The organism is Mesorhizobium sp. P2_E7 (assembly GCF_056403855.1).
The window spans coordinates 268,666-284,867 of the sequence record NZ_JBFUER010000003.1 but is presented as its reverse complement, the minus strand read 5'-3'; the positions used below and the strand labels follow the sequence as shown (position 1 = coordinate 284,867).

General features: G+C 63.7%; 17 protein-coding genes and 1 pseudogene. 4 read left to right on the top strand and 14 right to left on the bottom strand.

Annotation, left to right across the window (positions count from 1 at the left end; genetic code table 11):
• Window positions 1–19: 19 nt before the first annotated feature.
• The 3 genes from AC1DYC_RS20460 to AC1DYC_RS20450 all read right to left on the bottom strand — a co-directional run bounded on the left by AC1DYC_RS20460 (window position 20) and on the right by AC1DYC_RS20450 (window position 1,863).
• Window positions 20–283: an ArsR/SmtB family transcription factor gene (locus AC1DYC_RS20460; RefSeq protein ID WP_477305933.1), complete on the bottom strand. Its 264-nt coding sequence runs from the start codon at window positions 281–283 to the stop codon at window positions 20–22.
• A 32-nt stretch (window positions 284–315) separates the two neighbouring features.
• The gene (locus AC1DYC_RS20455; protein ID WP_477409636.1) at window positions 316–1,593 is read right to left on the bottom strand and encodes an MFS transporter; all 1,278 of its coding nucleotides are present in this window, start codon (window positions 1,591–1,593) and stop codon (window positions 316–318) included.
• Between the two features lie 75 nt (window positions 1,594–1,668).
• Complete coding sequence (locus tag AC1DYC_RS20450; RefSeq protein WP_477409634.1) at window positions 1,669–1,863, bottom strand: DUF1192 domain-containing protein; 195 nt, start codon at window positions 1,861–1,863, stop codon at window positions 1,669–1,671.
• Between the two features lie 112 nt (window positions 1,864–1,975).
• Between AC1DYC_RS20450 and AC1DYC_RS20445 the strand changes: the two genes are divergently transcribed.
• The 3 genes from AC1DYC_RS20445 to AC1DYC_RS20435 all read left to right on the top strand — a co-directional run bounded on the left by AC1DYC_RS20445 (window position 1,976) and on the right by AC1DYC_RS20435 (window position 4,439).
• Window positions 1,976–2,986: an NAD(P)H-quinone oxidoreductase gene (locus AC1DYC_RS20445; RefSeq protein WP_477409387.1), complete on the top strand. Its 1,011-nt coding sequence runs from the start codon at window positions 1,976–1,978 to the stop codon at window positions 2,984–2,986.
• Window positions 2,987–3,281: 295 nt separating this feature from the next.
• On the top strand, window positions 3,282–3,422 hold the full coding sequence (locus tag AC1DYC_RS20440; protein ID WP_023670143.1) for a DUF1127 domain-containing protein: 141 nt from the start codon (window positions 3,282–3,284) through the stop codon (window positions 3,420–3,422).
• 324 nt (window positions 3,423–3,746) lie between these two features.
• Window positions 3,747–4,439 carry a DUF1013 domain-containing protein gene (locus tag AC1DYC_RS20435; protein ID WP_032931999.1) on the top strand — a complete coding sequence of 231 codons (693 nt, stop codon included), beginning with the start codon at window positions 3,747–3,749 and terminating at the stop codon, window positions 4,437–4,439.
• A 60-nt stretch (window positions 4,440–4,499) separates the two neighbouring features.
• Here AC1DYC_RS20435 and AC1DYC_RS20430 read toward each other — a convergent pair whose 3' ends face one another.
• The 3 genes from AC1DYC_RS20430 to AC1DYC_RS20420 all read right to left on the bottom strand — a co-directional run bounded on the left by AC1DYC_RS20430 (window position 4,500) and on the right by AC1DYC_RS20420 (window position 6,050).
• On the bottom strand, window positions 4,500–5,219 hold the full coding sequence (locus tag AC1DYC_RS20430) for a helix-turn-helix transcriptional regulator (RefSeq protein ID WP_477283761.1): 720 nt from the start codon (window positions 5,217–5,219) through the stop codon (window positions 4,500–4,502).
• Window positions 5,220–5,285: 66 nt separating this feature from the next.
• Window positions 5,286–5,696, bottom strand: a complete 411-nt coding sequence (locus AC1DYC_RS20425) for a hypothetical protein (protein ID WP_477409385.1) — start codon at window positions 5,694–5,696, stop codon at window positions 5,286–5,288.
• Between the two features lie 183 nt (window positions 5,697–5,879).
• Complete coding sequence (locus AC1DYC_RS20420) at window positions 5,880–6,050, bottom strand: hypothetical protein (protein WP_477283758.1); 171 nt, start codon at window positions 6,048–6,050, stop codon at window positions 5,880–5,882.
• Window positions 6,051–6,253: 203 nt separating this feature from the next.
• On the opposite strand from AC1DYC_RS20420, the gene AC1DYC_RS20415 reads away from it, so the two are divergent.
• Complete coding sequence (locus AC1DYC_RS20415) at window positions 6,254–6,415, top strand: hypothetical protein (RefSeq protein WP_477409383.1); 162 nt, start codon at window positions 6,254–6,256, stop codon at window positions 6,413–6,415.
• 62 nt (window positions 6,416–6,477) lie between these two features.
• Here the strand turns inward: AC1DYC_RS20415 and AC1DYC_RS20410 are convergent, their stop codons facing one another.
• The 8 genes and pseudogenes from AC1DYC_RS20410 to AC1DYC_RS20375 form a co-directional block, all read right to left on the bottom strand.
• Window positions 6,478–8,112 (bottom strand): Dyp-type peroxidase, encoded by a 1,635-nt coding sequence (locus AC1DYC_RS20410; RefSeq protein ID WP_477409381.1) that lies wholly within the window; start codon window positions 8,110–8,112, stop codon window positions 6,478–6,480.
• The gene (locus AC1DYC_RS20405; protein ID WP_477409379.1) at window positions 8,109–9,137 is read right to left on the bottom strand and encodes a hypothetical protein; all 1,029 of its coding nucleotides are present in this window, start codon (window positions 9,135–9,137) and stop codon (window positions 8,109–8,111) included. The genes AC1DYC_RS20410 and AC1DYC_RS20405 overlap by 4 nt, the downstream gene beginning before the upstream one ends.
• Entirely contained in the window at window positions 9,124–9,798 is a 675-nt protein-coding gene (locus AC1DYC_RS20400; protein ID WP_477409377.1) for a hypothetical protein, read from the bottom strand. Before AC1DYC_RS20400 ends, AC1DYC_RS20405 begins: the two co-directional genes overlap by 14 nt.
• 215 nt (window positions 9,799–10,013) lie before the next feature.
• Window positions 10,014–10,727, bottom strand: a complete 714-nt coding sequence (locus AC1DYC_RS20395) for an SGNH/GDSL hydrolase family protein (RefSeq protein ID WP_477409375.1) — start codon at window positions 10,725–10,727, stop codon at window positions 10,014–10,016.
• A 60-nt stretch (window positions 10,728–10,787) separates the two neighbouring features.
• Entirely contained in the window at window positions 10,788–11,531 is a 744-nt protein-coding gene (locus AC1DYC_RS20390) for a DUF899 domain-containing protein (protein ID WP_477409373.1), read from the bottom strand.
• Window positions 11,532–11,707: 176 nt separating this feature from the next.
• Window positions 11,708–12,733, bottom strand: coding sequence for a class I fructose-bisphosphate aldolase (locus AC1DYC_RS20385; RefSeq protein ID WP_477409371.1), 1,026 nt, complete (start codon window positions 12,731–12,733; stop codon window positions 11,708–11,710).
• Window positions 12,734–12,861: 128 nt separating this feature from the next.
• Window positions 12,862–14,058, bottom strand: coding sequence for a phosphoglycerate kinase (locus tag AC1DYC_RS20380; RefSeq protein ID WP_477409369.1), 1,197 nt, complete (start codon window positions 14,056–14,058; stop codon window positions 12,862–12,864).
• Between the two features lie 123 nt (window positions 14,059–14,181).
• Window positions 14,182–16,058, bottom strand: a pseudogene (locus AC1DYC_RS20375) (potassium/proton antiporter).
• Between the last annotated feature and the right edge of the window lie 144 nt (window positions 16,059–16,202).

Below are 16,202 nucleotides of genomic sequence, written 5' to 3'. Positions count from 1 at the left end.
AAACGGTTGATGTCTCGGCCTATGCTTCCCAGAACTGATCAAGCCAAATATTGAGCCTGAGGAAGCCGGCATTGCTGACCGTATAGACCCGCCTCGTGCCTTCGGCCTTGGCCTGAACCAGACCAGCGTCCAGCAACACTTTCAAGTGCTGGGACACGGCCGGGCGGGAGACTGGCAGGCCCGAAGCCAGTTCGTTGACGGTTTTCGGGCCGCGCCGGAGCTCTTCCAGGAGATAGCGCCGGTTGGGATCGGCAATCGCCATGAAGGCGTCAGAAAAGATCATGCCTATACTTGTGGGGCAAAGTTTTTCAAATCTCAACCGTCAGCTTCCGCTTTTCTGAGCCGCAATGCTTCAGGGGTGACCGAGCGATCGGCCGGCTGGGTCTTGAAGGCGTCGCGGTCTTCGATCGGCACCGGCGCGCGGCGGCTGATGCGCAGCAGCGTGTAGGCGGCGAGGCACAGATGCGCCAGCGCGGTGGCCAGGAAAAGGCCCTCGGGCCGGAACCAGCCCATCAAAGCGGCGGCCAGCAAGGGCCCGATCATGGTGCCGAACCCGTACAGAAGCAGCAGGCCGCCCGAGACCTTGACGAAATCTTCTGCGCGCGCGTGGTCGTTGGCATGCGCCACCGCGATCGAATAGAGCGTGTAAGCGAAGGCGCCATAGGCGGCCGTCAGCACGATGACGAGAACGGCGGAATGGGGTTCGAACAGGAAGATCAGGATGGCGAACAGTGCCGCGCCGAAAGCCGCACCCGCCAGCACGAAACGGCGGTCGGTCTTGTCGGAGAGGCGCCCGGCCGGAAGCTGCATGGCCGCGCCGGCAACGACGACAAGGCTCATCATCAGTGCGATCTCAGCCGTGGGAATGCCGATACGGGCGCCGTAGACCGCACCCAGCGTGCCCCAGGCGCCATTGGCGATGCCGATCAACAGACAAGCGATCGCCGACACCGGTGAGTTGGCATAAAGCCCTTTGACGTCGAGCTTGACGTCCTGCAACGGCTTGGGAGACGAAGCCGACGACACGGCGGTCGGAATCAGCGACAGGCAGAACAATATGCCGGTGATCATGAACAGCGACGCCGATTTGACGTCGCCGCCGGCAACGATCATCTGGCCGCCCATGATCGAGGCATAGGTGACCATCATGTAAAGGCCGAAGACGGTGCCGCGGTTCTCGTTGGTGGCCTTCTCGTTCAGCCAGCTTTCGATGACCATGAAGGCGCCGGCCATGGTGAAACCGGTGAAGGCGCGCAACAGGATCCAGACATATTCGTCGATGATCAAGCCGGTGAGCAGCGCCACGATGGCGCCCGACGCGGCAAAGGCGCCGAACGCCCTGACATGGCCAGCGCGGCGCACGAGGCGCGGAGCGAAGAAGCAGCCGGTGACGAAGCCACCGGCCCAGGCAGTGCCCATCAGGCCGAGCGATGCGGTGGAAAACCCTTCGAGCTGGCCGCGCAACGGCAGCAGCAGGCCGTGCAATCCCGAAGCCGCGAGCAGGAAAGCAGTGCCGCGAAGCAGCGAGAGGATCGGTCTGTAACTTGCGAACATGTTTTGATCCGGCTGGAGGGGCTTGTCAGTTCTGAAGATGGGAGCAGCTCTGATGACAGGCGCATTCGGGCTTTTCGGCGGCGAATGCTTCGGCGTTGAAAACTAGCGCAAAAACTAGCCGCGGCGAAATAGGGCCTCGGCCGCCGATTTGGTGCTGCCCTTGGTCTGCAGTTCGGCTTCCAGCCGGGCAATTTCGTCGCGCAATATGCCGATCCGCTCGGTCAGGTCACCGACCGAAAGCAGCGACAGATCCTGCCCGATCTCATGCGGCCGGGCTTTCTTTTTTGGTTCGTCGTCGAAGATCGCCATCGTCGCTCCTCGCTCATTCAGCATTTGCCTGATCCGGCAATCAGCATACATAGGGCAGGGGCGCTGATGCAAACAGCCGGCGGCAAGCCGGCGCGGCAAGACGGGAAATTTCATGGCAAGCGGACATAAAATTCCGGCCAGGATGACGGCCATCGCAATTTCGCAGCCCGGCGGGCCGCGGGTGCTGAAACCGGAAACGCGCGACGTGCCGGTGCCCGGCCCCGGCGAAATCCTGATCCGGGTGCGCGCCGCCGGGGTCAACCGGCCCGACGTGCAGCAGCGCAAGGGCGCCTATCCGCCACCGCCCGGCGCGTCGGACCTGCCGGGCCTCGAGGCATCGGGCGAAGTGGCAGCGCTTGGCGACGAGATATCGCGCTGGCGCATCGGTGACCGGGTCTGCGCGCTCACCCCCGGCGGCGGCTATGCCGAATATGTCAAGGTTCATGCCGGCAGCGTGCTGCCGCTGCCCGCCGGCTTCACCCATACGGAAGCGGCCGCCGTGCCGGAGAACTATTTCACCGTCTGGCACAATGTGTTCGAGCGCGGCGGCCTGAAGAAGGGCGAGACGCTGCTCGTCCATGGCGGCTCATCCGGCATCGGCACCACGGCGATCCAGTTGGCGTCGGCCTTCGGCGCCTATGTCGTCACCACCGCCGGCTCCAAGGAGAAATGCGACGCCTGCCTGAAACTCGGCGCCGACCGGGCAATCAACTACCGCGAGGAGGATTTTGTCGCCGCGGTCAAGGACGCCACGGGCGGCAAGGGCGCCGACGTCATCCTCGACATGGTCGGCGGCGACTATGTCGCGCGCAACTACGAGGCGGCGGCGGTCGAGGGCAGGATCGTCCAGATCGCCGTCCAGGCCGGCGCGGTGGCGAGCGCCGATTTTTCAAAAATCATGGTCAAGCGGCTGACGCATACCGGCTCGACACTGCGGCCCCGCACGGTCGAGTTCAAGGCAGCGATCGCCGCGGCGCTGGAAGCTCAGGTGTGGCCGCTGCTTGGCACCCGCAAGGTGTCGCCGGTCATGGACATGATCTTCCCGCTGGCCGACGCCTGGCGCGCGCATGAGCGCATGGAAGAGGGCGAGCATATCGGCAAGATCGTTCTCGACGTCGGCTAGGATGGGTCGATATTCAGGTGAGGCCGGCCTGCGAACGGAGGCTTCCTGCGCTTCCGGTGCTCACGTACAAAAAGTACGCTCCGCTCCGGTTCACGCAAGCCACCATTCTCGGCGCGGCCTGACCTGAATCTTGCCCCATCCTCCGCGCTCAGCCTGCCAGCAAGATGAACATAGGCTTAATGGTGCAATGCAGCATTTGCATTGCGGCTATGCAAAGACGTCTGTTCAATTCGTGGGCAGCACTGCCTATCTAAGCGTCATCGAAACGAATTGATCCAACAAATGGAGGAATACCATGAACCCGATCCGCGCTTTCCGTAACTGGCGTATGTACAACGAAACCGTGCGCGAGTTGAACAAGCTCAACGCACGTCAGCTCAGCGACCTCGGCATCAGCCGCGGCGACATCGAGCGGATTGCCCGCAAGGCCATCTAATTCGAAGCATGGCCGGCCGTAAGGCCTGGCCATGTGCTAGAAGCAAGAGCCGCAGCAGACGTTTGCCGTCGCCGGTTCCGAGCCCGCTGGACCCCGTCCGGCGGGTTTTGTCGTTTTGGACCGCCTTTTACGACTTGGCATCAACGACTGCCGAGGCCGAGGCCTTTCGGCCTCCACGCGGTCTGGCGCCCGGCGGCTGCGCCCTCCTCCCAAAAACATTGCGAAACGGCAGCGGAGCGGTTATACAGGCCGCGAATTTCCCATTTTGGTGGCTCTAAACCACCGCCCGCGCGGGAACGCGGGCGAACGAGAAGGATTTTTGAAATGGCCAATACGCTGCTGATGCCCAAGGCGACTGCCGTCTGGCTGGTCGACAACACCGCGCTCTCCTTCGAGCAGATCGCGCAGTTCTGCGGGTTGCATCCACTCGAGGTCAAGGCGATCGCCGACGGCGAATCGGCGCAAGGCATCAAGGGCATGGACCCGATCATGACGGGACAGCTGACCCGCGACGAGATCGCGCGCGCCGAGAAGGATCCGAACCAGCGCCTGAAGCTGTCCGACCCCAAGGTGCGGGTGCCGGAATCCAAGCGCAAAGGCCCGCGCTACACCCCGCTTTCGAAGCGTCAGGACCGGCCCAATGCCATCCTGTGGCTGGTGCGCAACCACCCGGAATTGAAGGACGCGCAGATTTCGCGCCTGGTTGGCACCACCAAGTCGACGATCGAACAGATCCGCGAGCGCAAGCACTGGAACTCGGCCAATCTGCAGCCGATGGATCCGGTGACGCTGGGTCTCGCCTCGCAGATCGACCTCGACATGGAAGTCAACCGCGCCTCGCGCGGCCGCGAACAGGCGCAGCCTGTCGGCGACACGCTGCTGCCGGCAGCCTTGACCGAGCGGCTGGTGCCGGCGCCGGAGAAGCCGAAGGACGAAGATGCCGAGCTCGACGCCAACGCCGTGTTCGCCAAGCTCTCGGCGCTCAAGTCCAAGAACGAAGATACCGACGACGAGTAGGCTTCGCCACATCAACAAAAAAGCCCGCTTCGTGCGGGCTTTTTTTGTTGGAGGTAGGTCTCAGCTGCGGGCTGCACGGTCCGGCGTCATGCCGTAATCCTCCGAGCGTTCGACCGCGCGGTAGAAATCGGCGAGCTGTTTGCCCCGCTCCGGCTTGAAGATGCGACCGGCGATGACCACCGAGGCGATGCGGTCGATGCGGAAGGCGCGGAAATCTTCGCGCATCTCGCACCAGGCGATCAACGTCCACACCTTGCCCCAGAACCACAGGCCGAGCGGGCGGATATCGCGCCCGGTGCTGCGGCCGGCCTCGTCGCGATAGTCGATGGTCAGCACCTGGCGCTTCTCGACGGCGCGCTCGATCAGGTCGATCGCCTCGCGGGCAGCGTCGCTCACCACCCACATCGGCGTATGGATCTCGGTGCGGGCGATGCGGTCCTTTTCGGCGTCGGGCAGCACGGCGCCGATCTTGACCAGCGCCTCGTCGGCGGCGCGCGCCATGGCAGCGCCGCCAAAGGCGCGCACCATGCGGGCGCCGGCGACCAGCGCCACGATCTCGTCACGCGTGAACATCAGCGGCGGAAGGTCGAAACCCTCCCTCATCATGTAGCCAACGCCCGCCTCGCCATCGATCGGCACCCCGGTCGACTGCAAATCGGCGATATCGCGGTAGATGGTTCGTTCGGAAACCTCGAGCCAGGTGCCCAGCTTCTGGGCGGTGACCAATCTGCCACCGCGCAGATGCTGCACGATCTGGAAGAGCCTGTCGGCACGGCGCATCGTATGGTCCCTCGGCTGCGTTTCTATGAATGTCGTGGTCCCTGAACCGGGTCCGGGCGACATCCACTATGGTTTCAATCCTTCGCGCTTACGCTGCGCGGCGACGAATTCCGCGCCGAAGGACAGTTTCCTCGTCGTCGGCGCGTTGGTGTCGAGCACGCGCCAGAACGGTGCGATATCGCTCAACGTCATGCCGCGCTCGAGATCCTCGTTGGCGGCCTCTGCAACAGTGCGCAGATGATAGCCGATGGTGACCGGACATGTCACTTGTGCCCCGTGCTCGATGGCGAGCGCGGAGCGCAAGGCGCGGACGTCCATCTCGACGCCTTTGGGTATGGAGCGGATGAAATCATCGACCTGGCGTGCCGTCGGCACCAGCATCGGCTGGCCCTCGACGACGTCACCCATCGTACGCGGCGTCGGTTTCACGCCATTGATGCCCGGCGTGTTCAGCCTGTCGTTCCAGCTTTTCACCATTCATGTCTCCTGACACGTTTATGGCATGGTGCTCCTGACAGCATTCTGTCAGGAGCTTTCAGCATTTTGCGTGGCGACCGTCGAAAGGCTTTTCGCCAGCCACCAGGCATCGCTGCCCGAGCTTCATGTCAATGATCTGGGCGTGGCGGGGGCCGTATCCAAGCATTGCCATGAAAAAAAGCCTCAGATCTCACGCATGCGCCGGTGACCTTCATACATATCGGGCCAGCCAATGTCCTTGCGGATGTCCGCCGGCAAGGAGTTCATGAAGCGCTGGGTACGGACTTCATTGCGCATCGTGCGGATCTTGCCGACATAGTGCTGTACGCTGTTCAAAATACCAAAGCTGTTCATGACCGTCTCCTCTTCTCTGATGGAGACACTATCGCACACCCCTCCTGACAGCAGTCTGTCAGGAGCCTGTCAGGTCGCTGAAGAAAGCTGCGAGGTGCCTTGCGACCCGCCCGGAAACGAGCCGATTGTCAGGAATGGCCGGATTGGCAAAGACCATGCAAGAAGCGCTTTGACAGCCGTCCGCGATGCTGGTCAAAGGCAGCATGTCGAAACTGCTCGCCCTTGTCATCATCGGCATCATGCTCATCCAGATCATCAAGCCGCTCGGCTGGCCTGGCTTGAGGCGGCGCGGCGATTTCTGGAAGCTGGCGCTGCTCGCCATGGCTGCCATCGCGCTGGCCGGCGCGCTGGGGCACTGGACATAGAGCGCTTCGCTGTCCACTTGCGGGCAGCGGAGCCAGGCACTCCTCCCCTCAGCCGGTCGCGGTCAGGTCGGATCGACCGTGCCCATGGCGATCATGCGAATTGCGGTGAGGCTGGGCACGAAGAAGTAATCGCCACCGCGCGTCGTCACGAATTCAGGCAGGTTCGCCGCGATGAAGGGTGTGGCATTGGCCGGCCCGGCCGGAATGACGTGCTTGCTGGATTCGGCCCGGTTGCCGGTCAGCGGGCAAGTGTCGTTGCCGGCTTCGAAATCCAGGCCGTAGCTCATCCATTGCTGCTGGATGAATTCGAACTGCCGGAAAATGCTCGAACAGATCGCCATCATGATGACGCCCTGTTCGCCGTCGGGATCGGCATAGGGCAGCCCGCGGCGCAGGATGCGGCGGCGGTTGGTGAGCGTGCTTGCCCCATGCGTGTCGCTTAGTAAGGGGTCGAGCATGTCGCGCGGATTGGCGCGGCGTATGTGCGCGCCGAACGGGCATTTGGCGCCGTCGGGATCATCGCCGTAACGGAAGCCGGTGAGCAGCTGGGCAAAGGCGGCGAGCCGCTCCTGGTGTTTGACGTCGTCGCGCGGCTTGCGCAGCGCGGGGTCGATGCAATCCTTCCATTCGGCCATCAGGCGCTGGTGTTCGGCCCAGTTCGGTGCGACCAGCAGCGGAATGCCGGACCGCCAGCGGCCGACCAGCTTGGCCGAGACGGTCTCATAGGCCTCCACGTCGTCGGCAATGCCGGTGACCTGCTTCCACAGGGCCGCCTGCCGCTGCATCTCGGCCTCGAACCCCGGCACGTCCTGGCGCAGCTTGCGCCAGACCATGAAGGTGCCGTTGCGGGCAAAACCGGGCGGCTGCGTGGCGACCGGAAACTCCTGGCCCTCGTCGACCTGACCGAGGATGAACTCGCCGGTCTCCAGCGCTTTCCAACTGGTCTTGGGATCGTAGGGGCCTTCGGCGATCTTGCCGGCGCCAATCACGGCGCGGCCCTCTGCGTCGGCCTCGAACTGGCCGCGAAAGACCGGATCGCTGATGCCGTCGGTGAAGCCGAAGGGCTCCTTCGGCTGCGGGACCATCGTGCCGTCGGGACCGGGGCACATCAGCGCGGCGGAATCCTGCCAAAGGCCTTGTCCGTCAGCGCCGTGCCCTGCAAGGAGAGCCACGCCGCCGTTGGACTTTGCCACAAGCTCCTGCAGCCATGCGGTCCATAGCCCGAGTTCAGGCAGCGGTGTGCCGTCGGGATTGGCGCCGACATTGAGCGACACCCAGACATGGGCCGGGCGAACGGTCCCGTCGAGATGCGAGCGCCACACCGGGTCCCACCGCTGCGGCGCGCTGCCTTCGACATCGCCGAGGATGTCGGCGCGGCAGCCCATGCCGTCGATGAACTCGTCGGGCAACAGTCGCAGCGTGCGGGTCGGCAGATCGAGCGCGCGCAGGCCGAGAAACGTAAAGCCGATGTTGAGCGTGATCGGCGGCTTGCGCAGCAGTGTGGGTCCGGCGCCGCCAGCCTCCGACTTGCCCCATGGCTCGGCCGTGGTGATGCGCGGCCGGATGCCTTGCACGAACAGCCGGCCGGCAGCAGCGTCAGCGATGGTGAAAAACAGATGCCGGCTGTGCGGAAAGCCAAAACGGCCGTAGGGGCGGTGGATGTTGCCCTGGATGTCGGGAAGGTCGAGCTCGATCATCGCGCCCACTCCGCCGCCGGCGCCCGGATTTCACCGGCCTGCTGTGTGGGTCCCGTCGGATCCTCCGGTTTTATGGCGCCGAGAAAGGCACCGAAGCGGGCGTGAAGCGTTGTGTCGTCAAGGCCCTGCACCTCGATGGCGAAATGGGTGAAATGCTGCTGGATGAACAGCGACTTCAGCACAGAAGGCAGGTCGGCGCCGGGTGCGGTTGGAAAGGGGGTCATGCCCTGTTGGAAGACCCTGCGATACAGGCTCCAGGCCATGAGCAACGTCACGACGACCAGCAGCGAAACCACGGCGACGCCCCATGTGGCTGCCGTCGCGATCCATTGCGCAAAAGCATTGTGAACGCCGAAGACGGCGAAGATGCCGTGCAGGAGGAGGATCGCCAGCCATATTGCGATCGCGCCTGCCGCGGCGATGCCGACCGGCTTGAGCGCGCCGATCTCCAGCTTCTTGTCTTTGACGTCGAGGCCGTCCGGCCAGTAGTCGTTGAACGGCATCGTCGTCTCGATCTGGCAGCGTTTGATATAGGCGTGAAAATCCTCGGCCGTTTTGACACGGTCAAAGCCGACGCAGTGGCCGAAGATGACCATCAGATCGCTTTGCATCGTCGCCCACAATTGATCGGTGTAGGCGCGCAGCGCATCGCCCTTGGCCTGTGCGTCGATATCGGCCGCGAACAGCAGAAAAGGTGTGCCGAGCTGGTCGACAGGCTGCGGCGCAAGCGGATTGACGCTGCGTATGGCGCCGACCAGCGCATCGCCCGAAATGCGTCCGTTGAAGGCCGGCCCGTTGATGATGACGAAGCGCGCGAGATGGTTCAGCGTGTTGCGCGAGAAGGGCGACGGCCATGCATCCGGCGGCGATGCCGCCGTCTGCTTTCCCGTGGCCATCAGCGCCAGCTTCTGCGCCAGCATCTGCCGGTGCGAGCGCGAACGGCCGATTTCCGGGTCGATCATCATGTCGACCCGGATGGGAGCCAGGACCGTCAGGAAATAGTGGCCGCCGTCAAGGTTTGGCATTGGCCGCCCCATGCTTCTTGTTCAGCATGTCGATGAATTCGTGCCGCGCCTTGTCGGCCTTGCGCGTCGCCACCGAGGCGATCGGGGCAAAGCCCGGGGACGCGAGCGAATTGGCCACCTTCACAAGCGCCTGCCTGTAAGCCTGCGCGAAGGCCTTCGGATCGCCACCGGCATGAAGCCTGGCAAGCGTCAGCACTTCGTTGCGCACCCGCAGCGCTGCCTTGATGTCGCGCTGTGCGGCGCCCGGCGTGGCGTTGTAATAGTAATTGGTATGGATCTGGTTGGCGCCGATATAGTCCTTGAAGCTCGAGATCGGGATCGAGTGGGGATATTTGGTGCTGGCGTACCAGAACATGTCCAGGCCGCTCGGAATACCGTCGGCGAAGGCGTCGATATACTGGTCCCAGGTGCCGTTGAAATTGGACAGGAACAGCATGTAGTCGTTTTGAATGGCCTGCTTGCCCTGACCGAGATCAGGCCATTGGTCGCGCCGGATGATCACCCAGCGCGCGAAATGAATGAGCTTCAGTCCAAGCAAACCTGACAGCTGCGCAGGCCCGGCGCGCGCCACCATGAAAATCAGGTGCTGGATCCAGGTCCACCGAGGCCGCATCGGCGTCAGCACATTCATGGCATATGCTTTGCCGGCGATGTTCGACATGCCACCCAACCCCCTTGCCCAATGGCAGAATGACCCAGCAGTAGTGAATCCGCAAGGCAGTGTTGCAGAAGTAACGCCTGTTTGGCGCATCCCTGTTGTTTTGACTTGAAATATTCTGCTGCCAATCCCCTGGGGGCAGCCTGCAATCAACAGTATTTCTAAAATAATCGATCCAGTTCTCCGAACCGGCTAGCCTGAGCCGGTGCGCACTCTGGTCAATCGGCGAGGACCTGCCCAACCAGATGTTCGGCCCAGGCCCGGTAGCCTGCTTCCGAGGCATGAAAACCATCGGAGGCAAAACCGGCCTCCGGATTGGTGATCGGCAGTCGCGGGGCGGGTACGGCGCCACGCTCGAAACACAGGCGCTCGCCCATGCGGTTCATTGCGGTGGCGCGGATCTCGAGGATTTGGCCCAGCAGCGGCGGCATGGCCGGCGCGCGGGTGAATTCCAGCACCGGCGACCAGACGACGCGCGCCTCCGGCCATTTGGCCCGAAGTGCGTAGAGCAGGCCACCGAACTCTTTCTTGAAGCGCGGCACCGAATGGAAATTCTTGGTGTCGTTGGTGCCGATGGCGAGCACGATATGCGTCCACGGATCGGCCGACAGATTGGGCAGTACATGGTCGCGGATCTGGCCCGACGTTGCCGAGTTGAAACCGGCGGCGCGCCAGCGCACGGCGTTGCCGGTGCGCTGCGCGATCATCACGGCAAGCTGCGCGGCCAGCCCATCCTCGGAATTGCCGATGCCGACCGACGCTGCCGAGGAATCGCCCAGCACCAGCAGCGAGATTGCCGGCGCCTTGCCCGATATCTCGTGCATCACCGGCCCTTGTGCCGGCAGCATGCGGGTGGTGCGGCGGCGCACGCCGAGCCCCTGCCAGACATAGACGGGGTAGGCGAGCCAGGTGAGAAGAGCCGGAAAGCGCATGGCGATACCGTTATAGATTGGCGGCAGGCTTAGCGCATGTTCGAGCTGAGGTGAACGCCTTCAATCGTCGCAGCAGCTGGGCTTGTCGGCCTGCCTGTCCTGATACTCGTCATGCAGCCGTACCCAGTCCATCAGGCTTTGATAGGGGCCATTTTCGTCACGGCCTTTCGGCGTCATGTCGAGATAGTCGTACGTGCCGATCTGTGCCTCGCCGCCGCGGCCGCGCGACGTGAAGGTGAGGAAGATGTCGCCGTTCTCGTCCTTGAAGAAAACACTTGTGCCGGCAAGGTCCTTCGACGTGCGCGGACGCGTCTCGAAATTGTAGGTGGTGTCGCCGGCCGCGATCTGCTTGTCGGTGAAGGAGACCTGCATGTCGAAGTTGAAATCGGAAGCATAGGACGACACCCAGTCGAACTTCCAGCCCATGCGCTGCTTGTAGGGCAGCAGCTCGGCCAGCGGCGCGCGCGCAATCACCACCAGCGACACGTCGTGGTGCCGCAGGTGCTGGTTGGCGCTGTCAATGTGGTCGGCAAGGAACGAGCAACCTTCGCAGCGATGATCCGACCCTGGCGTCATCATGAAGTGATAGACGATCAACTGGCTGTTGGCGCCGAACAGTCCGGCCAGGTTTTTTGGGCCTTGCTCGGACTCGAAGACATAGTCCTTGCGGATTCTCAGCCAGGGCAGTTCACGTCGTTCGGCCGCGATGCGCTCGCGAAACCGTGTCAGCTCCTTCTCGCGCGCCAGATGCGCCCTGTGCGCGTCAAACCAGTCTTCGCGCGAAACCACCTTGTTGCGAGGCATGAACTTCTCCCTGTTTGTTCACCCAAGGACGTTCGGGATAGACGCAAACCGACATCGCCAGCGGGTTTTGCCGAAAGGGAGATAAGGATGGACAGGCTTTGCCCCAAGCCCGTGGACGTCACAAACAAAAACCCGGGCGCATCGGCCCGGGTTTGAATAAGACGCAAGGACCGCGCTCAGGCGGCCTGTTCGAGGTTCGCCTTCCATTTTCCCAGCGCCGCCAGATGGTTCATGTGGGCGCGATGGGTGAAGGCGGCCTGGCCGGCGGCGACGTTCGATGCCTTGCCGCTCCAGGCTTTTTGCGGGGCGGCCTGCAGGGCGCGGCCATAGGAGAAGGTCAGCTTCCACGGATGCGGGCCGATGGCGTTGATGGCGTTGAGGTTGGCGGTCGCTTCCTCGTCCGACTGTCCACCGGAGAGGAAAGCGATGCCCGGCACCGCCGCTGGCACCACTTCGCGGAACAGTTTGATCGTCTTTTCGGCGATTTCCTCGGGGCTGTTGGTCTTGCCGGATTTCTTGCCTGCAATGACCATGTTGGGCTTCAGGATCGAGCCTTCCAGCACAACGCCGGCCGCGTAGAGCTCGTCATAGAGCTTCACCAGCGTCGCCTTCGAGACAGCGTAGCAGGTGTCGATGTCGTGGGCGCCGTCCATCAGCACTTCCGGTTCGACGATCGGCACGATGCCGGCTTCCTGGCAAAGGGCGGCATAGCGGGCGAGCGCATGGGTGTTTGAGGCTATCGAATTGGCCGAGGGCACGCCCTTGCCGGTATCGATGTCGATCACGGCGCGCCATTTGGCGAAGCGTGCGCCGAGCTTGTAGTAGTCGGCAAGGCGTTCGCGAAGGCCGTCGAGGCCTTCAGTGATGGTGTCGCCGGGAAAGCCGGCCAGCGGCTTGGCGCCGGCATCGACCTTGATGCCGGGAATGGCGCCCGCGGCCTTGATGATGTCGACCAGCGGCGTGCCGTCGGCAGCCTTCTGGCGGATGGTCTCGTCATAGAGGATGACGCCGGAGATGTATTTCGTCATCGCGTCCTTGGCGCGGAACATCATCTCGCGGTAATCGCGGCGGCTGTCGGCGGTTGACTCGACGCCGATGACGTCGAAGCGCTTCTTGATGGTGCCGGAGCTTTCGTCGGCTGCCAGCAGGCCCTTGCCGCCGGCCACGATCGCGGCGGCAATGTCTTCGAGACGTTCGCTCATTCTAGCTTCTCCTTGACGGTGTTGTTCCGCGCTTAACGGAAGTCTAGCGCCAAAGGAATGGCATCGGAAAGCTCGAATCGATTGAAAGTCTCAGGTGCCTCCTGAAGGCCCTCTCTATGTTGATCGCTTCAGTGCTTCAGCACGTCGACGCCGGGCAGCGGCTTGCCTTCCATCCATTCCAGAAAAGCGCCGCCGGCGGTCGAGACATAGGTGAAATCGTCGGCGACGCCGGCATGGTTGAGTGCGGCCACCGTATCGCCGCCACCGGCGACCGAGACCAGCTTGCCGGCGTTGGTGCGGGCTGCCGCATGCCTGGCCGCTGCTACCGTCGCATGGTCGAAAGGCTCGATCTCGAAGGCGCCGAGCGGACCGTTCCAGACCAGCGTCGCGGCGCGGTCGATCCATTCGCCGATCGCCTTCACGGTCTTTTCGCCGACATCGAGGATCATGCCGTCGGCCGGCACATCCGAGATGGCGACGGTCTCGCAGGCCGCACCCGCCTTGAACTCCTTGGCGACAACGCCGTCGACCGGCAGGATGATGGCGCAGCCGGCTTCGGCCGCCTCGATCATGATCTGCTTGGCGGTCGGGGCAAGGTCGTGCTCGCATAGCGACTTGCCGACAGCGGTGCCCCGCGCGGCAAGGAAGGTGTTGGCCATGCCGCCGCCGATCACCAGCGCGTCGACCTTCTTCACCAGGTTCATCAACAGGTCGATCTTGGTCGACACCTTGGCGCCGCCGACAATGGCAACGACAGGGCGGACTGGATTGCCCAGACCTTTCTCCAGTGCCTCGAGTTCGGCCTGCATGGTGCGGCCGGCATAGGCAGGCAACAGCCGCGCCAGGCCTTCGGTCGAGGAGTGCGCCCGGTGCGCGGCGGAGAAGGCGTCGTTGACGAAAATGTCGCCATTGGCGGCAAGCCGCTCGGTGAAGGCCGGGTCGTTCTTTTCCTCGGTCTTGTAGAAGCGAGTGTTTTCGAGCAGCAGCACGTCGCCCTTGTTCATGGCGGCGACTGCACTTCCCGCCGTGTCGCCAACGCAATCCGAGGCAAAGCCAACGGGACGGCCGAGCACCTCGGCTGTGGCCTTGGCGATCGGCTCCAGCGAGAATTCGGGCGAGGGACCGTCCTTCGGCCGGCCGAAATGGGCGAGCAGGATGACCTTGGCGCCCTTGCCGGACAGCTCGGCGATGGTCGGCGCAATGCGCTCGATGCGGGTGGCGTCGGTGACCTTGCCGTCGGCGACGGGCACATTGAGGTCGACCCGCACCAGCACGCGCTTGCCGCTGATACTGCCGATATCGTCGAGTGTCTTGAAGGCGGCCATGCTGGTTCCTTTCCGTGAAAATCGCCGGGACCATACCTCGCATCAATGACGATGCAAGGCTTAGGCCGGGGTGGCAGTGAAAATTTGAAGTTTTGATCGAAGGTAGCGCAGACGGTTGCCTTGTCAGCTCTCTGTCGTTGCCTTTTCCGGCTCTGGAGCCGGCTTCTTGTCGGCTCGCGCTTCGGTTGCTGTCTCTATCGGCGCCAGTTGCGGATGAAGGCGGAGAGACGATCGCCCATCTCGCCGGCGCTCAGGAAAACCGGCACCCGAGCCACCGGCGCGGTTGGTTCGAAGGACAGGCCGAGCCCGGTGATCTTGCCCTTGTCGTCGACGTCGCGGACGATCAGCTCGATCGGCCCGATCAGCACACGGTCGGCATATTCGGCATGGCCGCCGAGCCTTGCCGCCACCAGCGCGCCGACGGTGAGCTTCTGCTCCGCTTCGTTGAGACCCGGTGCATAGGCGGCTTCCAGTTCCCCGGCCGAGCGCGCCGGATCGACGGCGAAGGCGCCGAAGAAATCGGCATCCTCGGGGTCGACCACGGCGCGGCTGGCGAACAGCTTGTCGAGCAGGCGCGGATAGCGGTCGGGCACGAAGATGTAGACCTGGTCGCCGGCGGCGAGCCGGCCCATGTCCTGGAAGCGCATCGAGCGGCCGTCGCGCAGCACCAGCGAGGGCCTGGCCCAGCGCGGGATGCGCTCGCCGCGCGCCACCGGGCTGCCGGGCGCGACGCGGTAAGCGAGAAGCTCGTGATGGGCCGAGCCCGGCAGTTCGAGCTCGACCTTGTCGAGCGGCCCGAGCCTGGCAGGCACGATCAGGCCGAGCCGGCGCGCCAGCGGGCCGACCGTCCAGCCCTGCACCACCAGCGACACCAACACGATGATGAAGGCGGTGTTGAAGATGACGCGGCCGTTCTCCAGCCCGCCGAGCAGCGGGGTGATGGCAAGCAGGATGGAGACCGCGCCGCGCAGGCCGACCCAGGACACGAAAGCGACCTCCGGGCGCGGCAGGCGGAACGGGATCAGGCAGAGCCAGACAGCGACCGGGCGGGCGACAAACATCAGGAACAGGCCAAGCAGCACCGCCGGCAGCATGATGGCCGGAAACTGCGAGGGCGTCGCGAAGAGGCCGAGGATCAGGAACATGATGATCTGCGCCAGCCACGACATACCGTCCTGGAAGCGCTTGAGGATTGTGACGGCACGGATGTCGGAATTGCCGGCAATCAGCCCGGCGAGATAGACCGCCAGGAAGCCGGAGCCGCCGATGGCGCCGGCGGCGGCAAACACCATCAGCGACAAGGTCAGCACGAAGATCGGCAGCAGGCCGTGGTCGAGATTGAGCCGGTCGACGAGGCGTACGATGGCAAGGCCGCCAAGCGCGCCGACAATGGCGCCGAGGCCCATATTGAGCACGAAGCCGAGGACCAGATTGGTGACCAGCACATGGGTCTCGGGATTGGCGTGGGCGGCGATGACCTCGACCAGGGTGATGGTCAGGAAGATGGCGATCGGGTCGTTGGTGCCGGATTCGACTTCGAGCGTCGCGCGTACGCGCTCGCGCAAATTGATTTCGCCGGCACGCAGCAGGAAGAACACTGCGGCCGCGTCGGTCGAGGCGACGGCAGCACCGAGCAGGAAAGATTCCAGCCAGCTGAGGTCGAGCAGATAATAGGCGGCGGCGCCGAACAGGCCGGTGGTGATAAGCACGCCGAAGGTCGCCAGCGACAGCGCCGGTCCGGCCGCCTGGCGCAGCGCATTGAGCGGCGTGCCAAACCCGGAATCGAACAGGATGACCGCCAGCGCCAGTGAGCCGGCAAAATAGGCCAAACGCGCATTGTCGAATTCGATGCCAAGACCGTCAGTGCCGGTGGCAAGACCGATGCAGAGGAACAGAAGCAGCAGAGGGGCGCCGAAGCGGAAGGCGATCAGGCTCGAAAACGCGGCGGCGACGACGAGCGCTGTGCCGACCAGCGTGACGAGATAGATCGCATGCTCCATCCGTGACTTGCCCCTCGAATTCCTCTTTCTCCCGATTTACGGGAGAGTGGGGCGAAGGCATGGCCAGTGCAAGGCGGGAGGATGGTTTTTTGCCCTATGCCGCTGATTTTCCGGCATTTGGCGGCTCAGCGCGCCTCCGACGAA